We start from the raw sequence: 13,733 nt of genomic DNA, 5'->3' as shown, positions 1-13,733 counted from the left end.
GCCTATATCAAATGAAAGTAACACTGTATACAGCAAAATATTGCCCATATTCTTTAAGAGCAAGAATAGCATTAGCAGAGAAAAGAATGAATGTTGATGTTGTTGAAGCAAGTGATTTATCAGCAGACATTTTGAAGAAAATTTCTCCAAAAGGAACATTACCAGTATTAAAAGAGAAGGATTATTCAGTTGATAATAAAAAAGCTCTTATGATTTATATAGATGAGAGATTCCCTGCACCAAACCTTTTACCAAGTATAGTTCATGATCGTATTAAAGTTCGATTAGCATTAGAGAAAATAGATGCTGAGTGGTATACAGTTTTAGCAGAAGTAAAGAAAAATAGGGGAAATAAAACTAAGTTAAAAAATATATTCAAAGATTTAGAGGATAGCTTTAAATCTATGGAAGGTGTTTTTGCTGAATCAGAGTTTTTTATATCTTCAACTTTTACTTTAGCGGACTGTTATTTAGCAGCTATGATGCTTTATCTTGAAGCAGAAGGTTTTATTATAGATGAGTCTTATGGGGCAATATTTGATTATAAGAAAAGAATTTTTGCTAGAGAATCTATAAAAAAAGCATATTTTAAAGGTAATGCTAATGATTCTTTATTAAAAACGCTAAGAGCATCGATGACAAGGTAAATTATGTGGTATAGCAATTTTGTAGATTTTTTTTATTTTAACTTATATTTATTAGCATTTATTATAGCTATAGCTTTTATTCTAGTAATATTTTTCTCTTTGCTAGCAAAAAGTAAAGAGCATCAAGTAAAGGCTTCAAAAGGAAAACTTGAATTAAGTAAGCTTGGTGAGAGATATAAAAAAGCTCAAGAATATCTCATGTTAGAAGTATTAGATAAAAAAGAGTATAAAGAATTTAGAAAAGAGCAGAAGAAGAAATTATCAAAAGAAGATGTTGGTGAGACTAAAAAAATATTTGTGCTAACTTTTAAAGGCGATCTGCAAGCATCTCAAGTAGAAAGTTTAAGAGAAGAAGTATCATCTGTACTATCTATAGCAAAAACTATGGATGAAGTGATTGTTAGAGTTGACAGCCCAGGTGGGGTTGTAAATGGTTATGGATTTGCAGCGGCACAACTAGAAAGAATTAGACAAGCAGGTATTAACCTTACTGTTTGTATTGATCAAATAGCAGCAAGTGGCGGCTATATGATGGCTTCAGTGGCACATAAAATAATTTGTTCACCTTTTGCAATTGTCGGTTCTATAGGTGTTGTTGGGACTGTACCAAATGTTAGAGATATGCTTAAAAAACATGGTGTAGACGTAGAAATGCATACCTCTGGGCAATACAAAAGAACTTTGACTACTGTAGGTGAAAATACTGAAGAAGGTAGAGAAAAATTTAAAGAGGATTTACAGAATATTCATTACTTGTTCAAAAAACATATTCTTACATATAGACCAAATCTTGATATTGAGAAAGTTGCTACTGGCGAACACTGGTTTGGTAAAGATGCTTTAGAATTGGGGTTGGTTGATAAAATCCAAACATATGATGATTATATTATAGATTATTTCAGACAAGATATAGATGCATATGAGATAAGTTTTGTAAGAAAAAAAGATAAAGGTTTTATAAAATCTAAATTAGCTTTAATTAAAAGAGTGTTTGCTAACATTTTATATAATCGTAATGTAATATAATGTTCCAATTAGAGTCACATCAGGTTTTATTAGATAAAATCTTTGAGCAAAAAAATACCAAGACTCTTCATCACTCTTTTATTTTTAGAGTTAAAGATGCTATTCTAATTGATCGATTTATCAATTCTTTATCATCTGTTTTATTAGATAGAAAAATAGATAATTATAATGATTCTGCTTATATAACTGTTGCTAATATTGATAATGATGAAATTAAACTAGCTGAAGTAAAGAAAATTATCAAAAACTGTGAGTTAGCAGGTCATAATAACGGCGCTAAAATTATAATTATAGAGAAATTAGAGTTACTAAATGATTCTGCGGCAAATGCTTTGTTAAAAACATTAGAAGAACCTACAGAGAATACTTTCTTTCTAATGTTTACTAATGATTATTATGAGATTTTGGATACTGTTAAAAGTAGATCACTGACATATGATATTTTTTTTACAGAAAAAGATAAAATAGATTATTTAAAATATACTTTTGATATGTCTGAAGATGCTATAGCTAAGTCAATGAGAATGGCGAGGAATGATGTTAATATCATCGCAAGAATTAAATTAGATACAATATTTTGGCAGATTAGAAGTCATCTTGTCTTAACTTTAGTTGGACAAATGAGTATTAGAAATTTTTTAAAGGAAGTTAGTCCTAATTATAAAGAAGCTTTGTATTGGCTTTTAAGTATTTTGATAGATATTTATTATTATAATCTAGAGTTAGATGAGTCGACTTTGTCAAATTATGACAGAGTGTCCGTAATAAAGCATTTGGCAGCTAAACATAAATTAGAAGAAAGCTTTAATTTGTATAAAAAAACTCTAAAAGCAAAAGAATATTTTAGTAATTTTAAAAATGTAGATAAAGAATTAGTGTTAGAAAACCTATTATTAGAAATAGTAGGATAAGGTAAGATAATGATGGATGTAAAGAAACAGCAAGAATTAAAAGGTTTCGCTCATAAGCTTAAGCCAGTAGTTTTAATAGGAGAAAAAGGACTTACAGAAAATGTTCTAAATGAGATAGATATCGCTTTAAACTCACATGAGCTTATTAAAGTTAAAGCTTTTAGAGCACCAAAAGAATATAAAGAAGAACTCTCTACTGAAATAATTAGTAAAACAAAATGTGAGCTTATACAAATAATAGGCAATATCTTAGTTTTGTATAGAAAAAAACCTGATAATAAAAAGAAAAAGTAGGGAAGTAGCTATGAGTTTTCCTATAAGTAGACCTAGAAGGTTAAGAAACTCTCCATCATTAAGAGAAATGGTTGCAGAAACAAGATTAAGTATTAATGACTTGATGTATCCAATATTTATAGTTCATGGAAAAAATATAAAGAAAGAGATTTCATCAATGCCAGGGCAATATCATTGGTCAGTAGATAGACTAGATGAGCTTTTAGGTAATATAGAAAAAGCTGGTATTAGAAGTATTATGATTTTTGGTGTTCCAAAGATTAAAGACATAGAGGCTTCGGAGAACTACAATCCAAATGGCATAGTACAACAGGCTGTGATAAAAATTAAAGAGTTAAACTCTAATATTATTGTTGCTACAGATGTTTGTTTATGTGGCTATACACCGCATGGACATTGTGGAATTCTAGATGAAGTTGAGTATGTTGATAATGATAGAACTTTAGAGATTTTGAAGAAAACCGCAATCTCTCATGCCGAGGCAGGAGCTGATATAGTTGCTCCGAGTGGTATGATGGATGGTATGATTCTTGCTATGAGACAAGCTTTAGATTCTATGAGATTTGTTAAAGTTGCTATTATGTCTTATGCTGTTAAATATGCTTCGGCATTTTATGGGCCTTTTCGTGATGCATGTAGCTCTTCCCCTAAGGGAGATAGAAAGACATATCAAATGGATTATAGAAATAAAAAAGAAGCAATAAGAGAAGCTTTATTGGATATAGAGGAAGGAGCTGATTTTATAATGGTGAAGCCCGCTCTTAGTTATTTAGACATAATAAATGAGTTAAATAATAAGGTTGATTTGCCAATAGCTGCTTATCACGTTAGTGGTGAGTATTCTATGGTAAAAGCTGCAGCACAACAGGGCTTAATTAACGAAGAAGCTATTACTTTAGAAATTTTGACTTCTATGAAAAGAGCTGGAGCAAAAGTAATTCTTACTTATAGTGCTTTGGATGTGGCAAAGTGGATATATAAATAAAAGAATATATAAAGTCCTTATATTGCATCTCCCATTTGGAACATAGGCATATACATACTAACAACTAAGAAGCCTACTACACCACCAAGAACTACCATGATTATGGGTTCTAACATTGAGCTAAGACCTTCAACTAATACATCTACCTCTTCTTGATATACCCTATTAAGGTTTCCTAGCATTATTTCAAGGGCACCAGACTCTTCACCAACTGAGACCATTTGCTCTACAAGAAATGGAAATACACCAGTTTCTTCTATTGCTTCTTTAAAAGATGTTCCTTCACTAATGCTTTTTTTAATATCTAAAGCAGCTTGGTCATATTTAGCATTACCCGTGGAGAGGGCAACCATGTCTAAAGCTCTAGTTAAACTCATCCCTGATTGAGTTGTTATTTCCAATGTACTAGCAAACCTAGCTAATGCTGATTTAAAAATGACCTCACCAATGATAGGTATTTTTAACATAAAATGATCTTGGTAGACTTGAATTTTTGGATACTTAAATTTTAAACTTTTAAATACAGACATAGTTATAAAAATAACTAGAATTATTTTCCACCAGGAGTCTTGCATAAAGTAAGAGGCATTTACTGTAATTTGTGTAATCGCAGGTAAAGGCTTTCCAGAATTTATAAACATAGCAGAAAAAGCTGGAACGGCAAAAGTAAGGAGGATACCTGTAACACCAGCAGCAATAACACAGACTACGATTGGATAAGATAATGCTTTTTTTACTTTTTTCTTAATGCTTTGTAACGCTTCTCTTTGATCAGCAATTTTACTTAGCATTAGATCTAAATTACCAGATTCTTCACCCGCAGTTACAAGACCAACATATAATTTATCAAAAATCTTTGGATATTTCCGTAGCGCTTGAGAAAGAGACTCACCCCCTTCAATTGATAGTTTTAGATCAACAACAAGCATTTTAAGTTTTAGATGTTTTTTTATTCCCATTATAAAAACTTCAAATGATTTTACTATAGGAATTCCTGCTTTAGTCATAGTGGCTAATTGCCTAGTCATACCTGTTATATCATTATAAGATATTTTTTTTGGTAGTAAGTCCTTAGGTTGTTTTTTTATTTTTAGGTCTGTAAAACCTTTTTGTCGAAGAGTTGCTTCAGCAAGCTCTTTTGAGTTTGCATCAATTTCGCCTTTGGTTTTTTTACCATTTCGTAATTTTCCTTTATAACTAAAGGTTATAAAATCAATTCTTGGCGTATTGTTTTTATTAAAAAACATTATTTTTCCTTTAACTTATTCTATATATTTCTTCTAGAGTTGTTAATCCTTCAGCAACTCTAATCAAAGCAGATTGTCTTATGTTTGAAACGGCTTCTTTTTGTGCTTGCTCAGCAATTTCCATAGTATTTTTATCATCTAGAATCATTCTTGAGATAGCTCTAGATACAGGCATAACCTCATATAAACCAAGTCGGCCTTTATATCCTTTAAAGCATCTTGGACATCCTTTAGGATTTGCTTTATAAATAGTTGCTTCTTTAAGTTCTTTTATGCTTTTTCCAAATGGTTTTACTATCTCTTCTGTTATTCCGCTATCCTCTATTATTAAGTCAAACTTAGTTTCTGTGTCAGGGATTCTACATTTTGGACAAATTCTACGAGAAAGTCTTTGTGCTATAATTAAAATTACTGAAGTAGCAATATTATATCTTGGTAATCCCATATCAACCAATCTGTTTAGTGTTTCAGGGGCACTATTTGTATGTAGAGTAGATAATACTAAGTGACCAGTCTGAGAAGCTTTTATTGCTATAGATCCTGTCTCTATATCCCTAATCTCACCAACCATTATAATATCTGGATCTTGACGTAAAAATGCTTTTAAAGCGGCAGCAAATGTTAGACCTTGTTTATTATTTACGTTAACCTGATTAACTCCTTTTACTGCAAGTTCTACTGGATCCTCTGCTGTAGAGATATTCTTTTCTGGTTTATTTAAAATATTGATACCGGTATATAGAGTTACTGTTTTACCAGAACCTGTAGGGCCTGTTACAAGTACCATGCCTTGTGATTGACTTATGGCATCTAGATATATTTTTTTCTGATGCTCAGCAAAACCTAGTTGTTCAACAGGTATTTGGGTGCTACTAGAGTCAATAATACGAAGTACAACTTTTTCACCGAAGTTTATCGGGCATGAGCTTACACGAAAATCTATAGCTTTTTCTTTAGATAAGGATATTTTAAACTTTCCATCTTGAGGAATTCTTTTTTCGGCAATATCCAAACTAGCCATGATTTTAAGTCTGGAAATTATTTTTGGTCCAAGGTTTTTAGTAGTGCTAAAATTTTCTATTAATAGTCCATCTATTCTATATCTTATACGAAAAACCTTTTCATAAGGCTCAAAATGAATATCTGAAGCACCTTTTTGTATTGCATCAACTATTGTGTTGTTTATAAATCTAATTATTGGAGCCTCATCATCATTGGTTCCAATAATATCATCACCCTTTAAATCATCGCCATGTTCAACAAGATCAACATCTAGTTCAACATTTTTCATTTTGTCATCAAGAGTATCTTTTGCGTCTGTGGCTTTTCCCTCATCTTTTAAATGCTCATTAAACTCTTCTATTTTTTCATTTATCAGATTAAATTCAGCAACTATTGCAATAAAAGGTTTGTTATATTTATTTCTTAATTCTTTTAAGATGTCTTGGCTATCTATAGGGTTTGCTATTGCAATAAATATAGACTGTTTTTTCGTAAATAAAGGAAGACAAGAATGTTGTTTACAGAATTCTAAATCAAAGTAAGCGTTTTCTAAGTGTTTTACATTAATGACAGAAAGGTCTATGTATTGAAGTCTAAGTAAATTAGCAGCTTCAATCATAAATTTTTTATTATCAATTAGTTCATGACTTACTAAATACTTAAATAGACCAGTGTTTTTTAATTCTTTTGTATCGCTAACTTCATTAATTAATTGCTCTTTTGATATAAGCTTTTTATGTAGCAAAAAAGACATAAGTCTTCTGTCAATATGAGGACTATTTAGCATTATTTATCATATGATTTAGGTATTGCTTTAAATTATAGCATGATTTATTTTTTTGAAAAAATTCTACGCTAAATATTTAGATTATTTAATTAGTAGAAAAATAGTATTTTTACACTTTACATAGCTGCAGTATAATACATTAGTTTTTCTAATTTTGGGGTTTTAGAATATGAAAATAGATAAGTTTATTTCTCACAGAGGTACAAAGACAGACTTTATTGAGAATACAATGGATGCTTTTAGACTAGCATATGAGTTTGGTTTTAAATGGATAGAGCTTGATGTTCAAATGAGTTCTGATGGAGAGTTATTTATTTTTCATGATCGTACCACAAGAAGGTTAGGTTTAGTTGATTTAGATGTTACTCAAACTGATATTTCAGTATTAAAAAAAATAGAGCTAATTGATTCTAATTTTAAACCGGCAAGAATTCCTACATTGATAGAATACTTTGAATGGGCTAAAGATATCTCTATAAATACTAATTTAGAGATTAAAATAAATAATGAGGATGAAAAATATCAAGAGGAGATTGTTAATAAAATCTTAAATTTACTTTCTGAATATCCTGAGCTAAAGAATAGAGTTTTATTATCGAGTTTTTCAAATTTTGTTATGAAGAAGCTTAAAGACGATTCCCTATATGCTAAGGCAAAACTATATGAAATAAAAAATTGGGAAGCTGAAGAGGAATATATTAAAACAACGTTGAAAGAGGATTTTGATAGCGATAACTATATTGGTTTAGCTATAAACTTTCAGTTTTTGAATAAAGAAAGGGTTCATCTACTTCAAAAACTTTTTAAAAAAATCTTTGTATATTCAGCTAAATCTGATGAGGATGTAAAAAGATTAATGTCATATAGAGTAGATTCTATTTTTATTGATAAAAAAGAGCAGCTATTATTTACTATCTAAACTTAAATGCGTTTCCAGTAATTTTTCAACTTTGTTTATTATGTCTTTACTATGAGGGCATCCTTGAGGATAGAAGTATTTTAGTTCTATAAAACCTTCAGCAATTCGATATTTGAATGTTACAAAGGAATATTCATCTTTAATAATATCTAATTTCTCTGCAAGAAAACTTTCTCCAATATTATATACTTTCCATGTCTGACGTATAATCTGCTTAGAAGAAGGTTTTTTATTAAAATTTAATTTCTCTAACATAGGGATACACTCCTTGGGCGGTCCTGGGAAAACATAAATAAATCTATTATTTGCGAACTCAAGTCTAAAACCATTTGCAGTCCCATTTAAATTTCTTATTATAGTAGCTTCTTCAGGAAATATTGCCTGTTTATGGTTATTTTTTGGAATTTTGTTATATTTTTCTATCATTCTTTTTTTAAGCTCGCTCCAAGTTTTTTCATCAGTAAACAATGATTTTTTAAAGAATTCTGCGATAGATTCTGTTGTTATATCATCTTCTGTAGGTCCTAGTCCTCCAATAGTCATTAAATTAGAGTGGTCTTTAATTAAGTATTCTATAGCTTTGAAGATACTATTTTTATCATCATCACAACAAATATGATTACCAACCTTGAACCCAAGTTTCGTTAAAAATGAAGCAAAAGCTGCTGTATTTGTATTTATTATATCACCATCAGTGATTTCATCACCTATAGCTAAAAGACCAAAATCATATTTCATAAGTTTTTTCAAGGAATTAAATTTTTTTCAGATATTAAAAAAATATAGAAATTTTTATAAATTTTCTAGTAATATGAATATTAAGTATATTTTATGCTTTAAATTGTGTTAAGGAGTTTACATGAAAGTATTAGCTACGAATGTCTATGTTGGTCCAAATATCTATGCCAATTTCCCGGTTATAAGAAGTGAAATTGATTTAGGAGTTTTAGAAAAATGGCCTTCAGCTAAAATAGGGCAGGAATTCATTGATAAGCTAGTAGAAAGTTTACCTGGTCTTAAAGAGCATGGGTGCTCATATCGTGAAGAGGGTGGATTCATTAGACGCATGAGAGAAGATGAAGGGACATGGATGGGGCATGTTTGGGAGCACGTTATATTAGAACTTCAATCTATGGCTGGTAGTGATGTTACTTTTGGTAGAACTAGAGGTACGGGCGAAGAAGGTCATTATAATCTGGTTTATGAGTACAAGCAAAAAGATGTCGGTCTTAGAGCTATGGAATTAGCTAAAGAGCTTTTACTTTCAATCCTTCCTGAGCAACTTCAAAAAGAAGTTGGTTATAAGTCAGATGATTTTGATTTTGAATATGAAAAAGTTAAGTTTATTAAGTTTGCACAAAGTAAAGAATTTGGTCCAAGTACTGGATCTTTAGTTGATGCAGCTAAGAAAAGAGATATTCCTTATATAAGACTAAATGATCAATCACTAGTTCAGTTTGGTCATGGTAAATATCAACAAAGAATACAAGCTACTATTACAAGTCAAACTACTAATATCGCAGTTCAAATGTCTTGTGATAAAGAGCAAACAAATAAAGTTTTAGGAGCTCTCGGTCTTCCTGTTCCGCAACAAAGAATGGTCAGAACAGAAGCTGATGCACTTAGAGCTGCTCAGAAATTAGGCTTTCCATTAGTAGTTAAACCATTAGATGGAAACCATGGTAGAGGGATCTCTATTAATTTAAACACTTATGAAGAAATAAGAGAAGCATTTGTCGAAGCGAGTAAAGTTTCTAGATATGTTTTAGTTGAACAATATGCAACAGGTTTCGACCATAGAATGCTTGTGGTTAATGGTAAGCTTGTAGCTGTTGCAAAAAGAGTACCTGGACATGTTGTTGGCGATGGTAAGAGCACAATTGAAGAGCTTGTAGAAATTGTTAACCAAGATCCAAGAAGGGGTATTGGGCATGAGAAGGTTTTAACTATTTTAGAGCTAGACTATCAAGCAAATACATTATTGAAAGCAGCAGGATATAATAAAGACACTATCTTAAAAGAAGGTGAAATATTTTATTTGAGATCTACAGCTAACCTATCTACAGGTGGTACAGCTATAGATGTAACTGATATTGTACATCCAGATAATAGAGATATGGCTGAAAGAGCTATTCGTGCTATAGGCCTAGATGTTGGTGGTGTGGATTTCTTGATCGATGATATTGCTCAATCATATCATGAAATAGGTGGGGCAATATGTGAATGTAATGCCGCTCCAGGATTTAGAATGCATGTAGCACCTAGTGAAGGTCAATCAAGAGATGTAGCTGGTGCAGTAGTTGACATGTTATTCCCTAAAGAGTTAGGTAATGCAAGGATTCCTATAGCAGCTATAACTGGTACTAATGGTAAAACAACTACTTCTCGTATGGTTGCACATATGTGGAAAAATGCTGGTAAAGTTGTTGGTCTTACAACTACAGATGGTATTTATATTAATGGCAAACTTACTGTTTCTGGTGATACAACAGGCCCTGCATCTGCTCAGATGGTTTTAAGAGATCCTACAGTTGAAATGGCTATTCTTGAAACAGCTAGAGGCGGTCTTGTAAGAAGTGGTATGGGCTATGATTACTGTAATGTGGGAGCTTGTTTAAATATAGCTTCTGATCATTTAGGTTTAAAAGGAGTTAACACTTTAGAAGACTTGGCTAAAGTTAAAAGTGTTGTTGTTGAAGCAGCTAAAGATGTAGCTGTTTTAAATGCCGACGATCCACACTGTTTGAAAATGTCAGCTAAAGTAACAGCGAAAAACATTTTTTATGTAACAATGAACCCAGAACATGCTTTAGTTAGACAACATATTAGAGCTGGTGGTAAAGCAGTAGTTATAGAAAAGGGTGTAAATGGTGATATGATCACAATTTTTGATAATCATATTCATATTCCAGTTCTATGGACACATTTAATACCTGCTACTATGGAAGGTAAAGCAATTCATAATGTTCAGAACTCTATGTTTGCAATTGCTATATCTTATAGTATGGGAATGTCATTAGATAATATTAGAGATGGTTTAAGAACTTTTGTAACTTCATTCTATCAAGCGCCAGGGCGCATGAACTGGTTTGAAGAGCATAACTTTAAAGTTTTAATGGATTATGGACATAATCCTGCGGCTATTAAATTGGTTGGCCACATGATCTCTAGTATGGAATTTACAGGTAAAAAGATATGTGTGATTGCTTCTCCTGGTGATAGAAGGGATGAAGATATTTATGAATTAGCAGAAGCTGCAGCGCCACATTTTGATTATTTTATCTGTAAGAGAGATGATAATTTAAGAGGTAGAAGGCCTGAGGAAGTTCCAGAGATGTTAAAGGCTGGATTTATTAAAGCAGGTGTTCCAGCAGAAAATATTCAAATAATTCAAGATGAGGTCGAAGCTGTGAATGCTGCTTTATCTATGGCTGAAGAGGGTGATTTAGTTACTATCTTTGCAGATAAGTTAAAAAGAACGTGGAAGCAAATTATCTACTTCAATAGAGAAGATGATGAAATTGAAAAAGGAGAAGTAAAAACTAAAACTCATGAACCTTTTTCTGCGTCAGTAATTGCTCAAGATCCAAGCTTGTCACGAGAAATTTCTGAAGTTATAAAAGCAGGAATTATATCAGATGGTAGCGGAGTAAGAGTAGCATCTTTTGATGAGGATTCAGACTAATTAAAATTGAGATAATGTTTTTCGTAAAAATCGATTAGCAAAGAGGATTTATATATGTCAATGCCAGAAGGTTATTCTAGAAGATTAGTCGGACCAAATTTGTTTTTTAAAGAGACAGGTACGGTTTTAGATGTTCCTCTAAAAGATAATAAAGATGAAATGACAAAGCTTTTTTATAAGGAAGCTGAAAGAATATTACCAGCTTTAGGTTGGAAAGATATTAAGATAACTCATAAGTTTTTTCGCAATGGAGTTAGACTTGCATTCATAGCCCCTGTAGATATAACTATGCCAGCTTGTGATGTTATAGATTTTGTTTGGCTGTCAGCAAGAGAAATTGTTGAAAAGGGCTGTGCAAAATCTATAGAAGAAGCAAAAGCAAAGCTTTTGCCATTAATTAATGAAGATAAAAATCTAACTTATCGTAAATTGTATGATCTTGCTAAAAGTAAAGGCTTTAATGTTTTTAGAGAAAAGAACAAGGCCTTTATAGGTTCAGGTAAAGGAAGTTATGAAGTTGATTTATCTAATGTTGATTTTGATAATATCCCTTGGAGTGATATTTATGATATTCCAGCTATTATCGTAACAGGGACAAACGGTAAAACAACAACAGTAAGATTAACAGATTTTATTTGTAGATATGCTGGTAAATTAACTGGTTATACTTCAACAGATTGGGTAAAAGTTAATAATGAGTTGATTGATGAAGGTGACTATTCTGGTCCTACAGGGCATCAGTTTGTGTTAACAAATAAAAAAGTTGAAGTAGCATTATTAGAATCTGCTAGAGGAGGTCTTTTAAAAAGAGGCCTTATAGAAACATTTGCTAATGCAGCAGCGGTTACTAATGTTTCAGCTGACCATTTAGGTGAAGATGGAATTGAGACAGTTGCAGAGTTAGCTGAAGCAAAATCTATTGTCTTTAGAACAATGGGTGAGAATTCACATGCTATTATCAATTTAGATGATAAATATATGAAACAACGTTTTGATACATTAAAGTGTAAAAAGATTGTTGTTACTCAGCATCCAGAGAATCACGATATGAATTATTATTTAGCAAATGCTGATTATGCTAGTATCGTTGAAAATGGTAAATTTTGTTGGGTTGATAAGGGTGTTAAGAAAGAGTTGTTAAATATTGTTGATGCACCAATAACAATTAAAGGTTTCGCAAAACATAATGTAGAGAATGCTATGTTGGCTATTGCTTTAGCATTTAAACTTGGCGTTAGCTTAGATACTATTACATCAGCTTTGAAAACATATGTTAATGATGCTAGTGTAAATCCAGGTAGAGCAAACTTTTTTGAAGTTGAAGGTAAAACTGTTGTGCTTGATTATGGTCATAATGAAGCTGCTATAGATGCTCTATTAACTATGGTTCAAGCATATTATAAAGGTGGTAAAAAATATTTACTTATTGGCACAACAGGTGACAGAAAGAATATTATCAGCCCAATAAATGATGTGATTTTAAAACATGGAGTTGATTTTGTTGTCCTAAAAGAGACTGTTAAGTATCTAAGAGGAGCAGAGCCAGGGGAGTTGCCAAAAGCTATTAAAGAAGACTTAGCTAAAAAAGGCTTTGATACTGTGAATAAAACTCATTTAGTTCATAAAGAGCTTGATGGCGTTAAATATATCTTAGATAAATTAGGTCCTAATGATATAGGTGTTTTATTTTGTCAGGCTGAGCTAGGTGAAATTGTAGAATATTTAGAAAGTTTACCTAAAGATTAATTCTTATATAGGAGACATACTGCATGAGTTGCTATGCCTTCTTTTCTACCTATATGTCCTAATTTTTCATTAGTAGTTGCTTTAACATTTATTTGAGAAATATTAATATTTAAAGTTTCAGCTAAACAACATCTTATTCTTTCTATATGAAGTAGCATTTTAGGGGCTTCAGCTATTATAGAGCAGTCAATGTTAGATATTTTGTAACTCTCATTATCTAACATCTTTTTTATTTCTCTTAAGAAATATTTACTGTCTTGATTCTTAAATCTTTTGTCAGTGTCTGGAAAAAATTTGCCGATATCACCTAAAGCTAAAGCACCTAATAAAGCATCACATATAGCATGTGTAAGAACATCTCCATCTGAGTGAGCTTCTAGACCATATTCATATGGGATTTCAATTCCACCAATTATTATATTTTGCTTTGCATCTGTAAATCTATGAACATCATAACCATGACCTATTCTAAACATTATATTTC

12 protein-coding genes are annotated in these 13,733 nt (G+C 31.4%); 8 read left to right on the top strand and 4 right to left on the bottom strand.

What is annotated here, in order from left to right; all coding sequences use genetic code 11:
* The first annotated feature begins 11 nt into the window (after positions 1-11).
* Genes DNK87_RS02760 through hemB form a run of 5 tightly spaced genes read left to right on the top strand, consistent with a single transcriptional unit; the run spans position 12 to position 3,863 of the window.
* Entirely contained in the window at positions 12-647 is a 636-nt protein-coding gene (locus tag DNK87_RS02760; RefSeq protein ID WP_119330315.1) for a glutathione S-transferase N-terminal domain-containing protein, read from the top strand.
* Positions 648-650: 3 nt separating this feature from the next.
* Positions 651-1,673, top strand: coding sequence for a protease SohB (gene sohB / locus DNK87_RS02755; RefSeq protein WP_119330316.1), 1,023 nt, complete (start codon positions 651-653; stop codon positions 1,671-1,673).
* Positions 1,673-2,584, top strand: coding sequence for a DNA polymerase III subunit delta' C-terminal domain-containing protein (locus tag DNK87_RS02750; protein WP_119330317.1), 912 nt, complete (start codon positions 1,673-1,675; stop codon positions 2,582-2,584). Before sohB ends, DNK87_RS02750 begins: the two co-directional genes overlap by 1 nt.
* A gap of 12 nt (positions 2,585-2,596) precedes the next feature.
* A complete protein-coding gene (gene yhbY / locus DNK87_RS02745) occupies positions 2,597-2,878 on the top strand; it encodes a ribosome assembly RNA-binding protein YhbY (protein ID WP_119330318.1) in 282 nt (93 codons plus the stop codon).
* 10 nt (positions 2,879-2,888) lie between these two features.
* On the top strand, positions 2,889-3,863 hold the full coding sequence (gene hemB / locus DNK87_RS02740) for a porphobilinogen synthase (protein WP_119330319.1): 975 nt from the start codon (positions 2,889-2,891) through the stop codon (positions 3,861-3,863).
* A 17-nt stretch (positions 3,864-3,880) separates the two neighbouring features.
* Here hemB and DNK87_RS02735 read toward each other — a convergent pair whose 3' ends face one another.
* Complete coding sequence (locus DNK87_RS02735) at positions 3,881-5,110, bottom strand: type II secretion system F family protein (RefSeq protein ID WP_119330320.1); 1,230 nt, start codon at positions 5,108-5,110, stop codon at positions 3,881-3,883.
* Between the two features lie 10 nt (positions 5,111-5,120).
* The gene (gene pilB, locus DNK87_RS02730) at positions 5,121-6,899 is read right to left on the bottom strand and encodes a type IV-A pilus assembly ATPase PilB (RefSeq protein ID WP_119330321.1); all 1,779 of its coding nucleotides are present in this window, start codon (positions 6,897-6,899) and stop codon (positions 5,121-5,123) included.
* 169 nt (positions 6,900-7,068) lie between these two features.
* On the opposite strand from pilB, the gene DNK87_RS02725 reads away from it, so the two are divergent.
* Positions 7,069-7,818, top strand: coding sequence for a glycerophosphodiester phosphodiesterase family protein (locus tag DNK87_RS02725; RefSeq protein WP_119330322.1), 750 nt, complete (start codon positions 7,069-7,071; stop codon positions 7,816-7,818).
* Here the strand turns inward: DNK87_RS02725 and DNK87_RS02720 are convergent.
* A complete protein-coding gene (locus DNK87_RS02720; RefSeq protein WP_119330323.1) occupies positions 7,804-8,556 on the bottom strand; it encodes a competence/damage-inducible protein A in 753 nt (250 codons plus the stop codon). The two genes, DNK87_RS02725 and DNK87_RS02720, sit on opposite strands and share 15 nt — an antisense overlap.
* A 121-nt stretch (positions 8,557-8,677) precedes the next feature.
* Here DNK87_RS02720 and cphA point away from each other — a divergent pair, with 121 nt between their 5' ends.
* Both cphA and DNK87_RS02710 read left to right on the top strand, forming a co-directional pair.
* The gene (gene cphA, locus DNK87_RS02715; protein WP_119330324.1) at positions 8,678-11,503 is read left to right on the top strand and encodes a cyanophycin synthetase; all 2,826 of its coding nucleotides are present in this window, start codon (positions 8,678-8,680) and stop codon (positions 11,501-11,503) included.
* 54 nt (positions 11,504-11,557) lie between these two features.
* On the top strand, positions 11,558-13,249 hold the full coding sequence (locus DNK87_RS02710) for a Mur ligase family protein (RefSeq protein WP_244614593.1): 1,692 nt from the start codon (positions 11,558-11,560) through the stop codon (positions 13,247-13,249).
* Here DNK87_RS02710 and ispF read toward each other — a convergent pair.
* Positions 13,246-13,728: a 2-C-methyl-D-erythritol 2,4-cyclodiphosphate synthase gene (ispF, locus tag DNK87_RS02705; protein WP_119330325.1), complete on the bottom strand. Its 483-nt coding sequence runs from the start codon at positions 13,726-13,728 to the stop codon at positions 13,246-13,248. The two genes, DNK87_RS02710 and ispF, sit on opposite strands and share 4 nt — an antisense overlap.
* Positions 13,729-13,733: the final 5 nt, after the last annotated feature.

Source organism: Pseudofrancisella aestuarii (assembly GCF_003574475.2).
In the GTDB taxonomy this organism is placed as follows: Bacteria; Pseudomonadota; Gammaproteobacteria; order Francisellales; family Francisellaceae; genus Francisella; species Francisella aestuarii.
The sequence above is the reverse complement of the archived record's forward strand: the minus strand, read 5'-3'. Positions and strand labels throughout refer to the sequence as shown.

Coding starts and splice junctions, on each gene's coding strand:
- DNK87_RS02750 (WP_119330317.1), top strand. CDS start 1,673: ATGTTCCAATTAGAGTCACATCAGGTTTTATTAGATAAAATCTTTGAG.
- sohB (WP_119330316.1), top strand. CDS start 651: ATGTGGTATAGCAATTTTGTAGATTTTTTTTATTTTAACTTATATTTA.
- DNK87_RS02720 (WP_119330323.1), bottom strand. CDS start 8,556: ATGAAATATGATTTTGGTCTTTTAGCTATAGGTGATGAAATCACTGAT.
- pilB (WP_119330321.1), bottom strand. CDS start 6,899: ATGCTAAATAGTCCTCATATTGACAGAAGACTTATGTCTTTTTTGCTA.
- DNK87_RS02735 (WP_119330320.1), bottom strand. CDS start 5,110: ATGTTTTTTAATAAAAACAATACGCCAAGAATTGATTTTATAACCTTT.
- cphA (WP_119330324.1), top strand. CDS start 8,678: ATGAAAGTATTAGCTACGAATGTCTATGTTGGTCCAAATATCTATGCC.
- DNK87_RS02760 (WP_119330315.1), top strand. CDS start 12: ATGAAAGTAACACTGTATACAGCAAAATATTGCCCATATTCTTTAAGA.
- yhbY (WP_119330318.1), top strand. CDS start 2,597: ATGGATGTAAAGAAACAGCAAGAATTAAAAGGTTTCGCTCATAAGCTT.
- DNK87_RS02725 (WP_119330322.1), top strand. CDS start 7,069: ATGAAAATAGATAAGTTTATTTCTCACAGAGGTACAAAGACAGACTTT.
- hemB (WP_119330319.1), top strand. CDS start 2,889: ATGAGTTTTCCTATAAGTAGACCTAGAAGGTTAAGAAACTCTCCATCA.
- DNK87_RS02710 (WP_244614593.1), top strand. CDS start 11,558: ATGTCAATGCCAGAAGGTTATTCTAGAAGATTAGTCGGACCAAATTTG.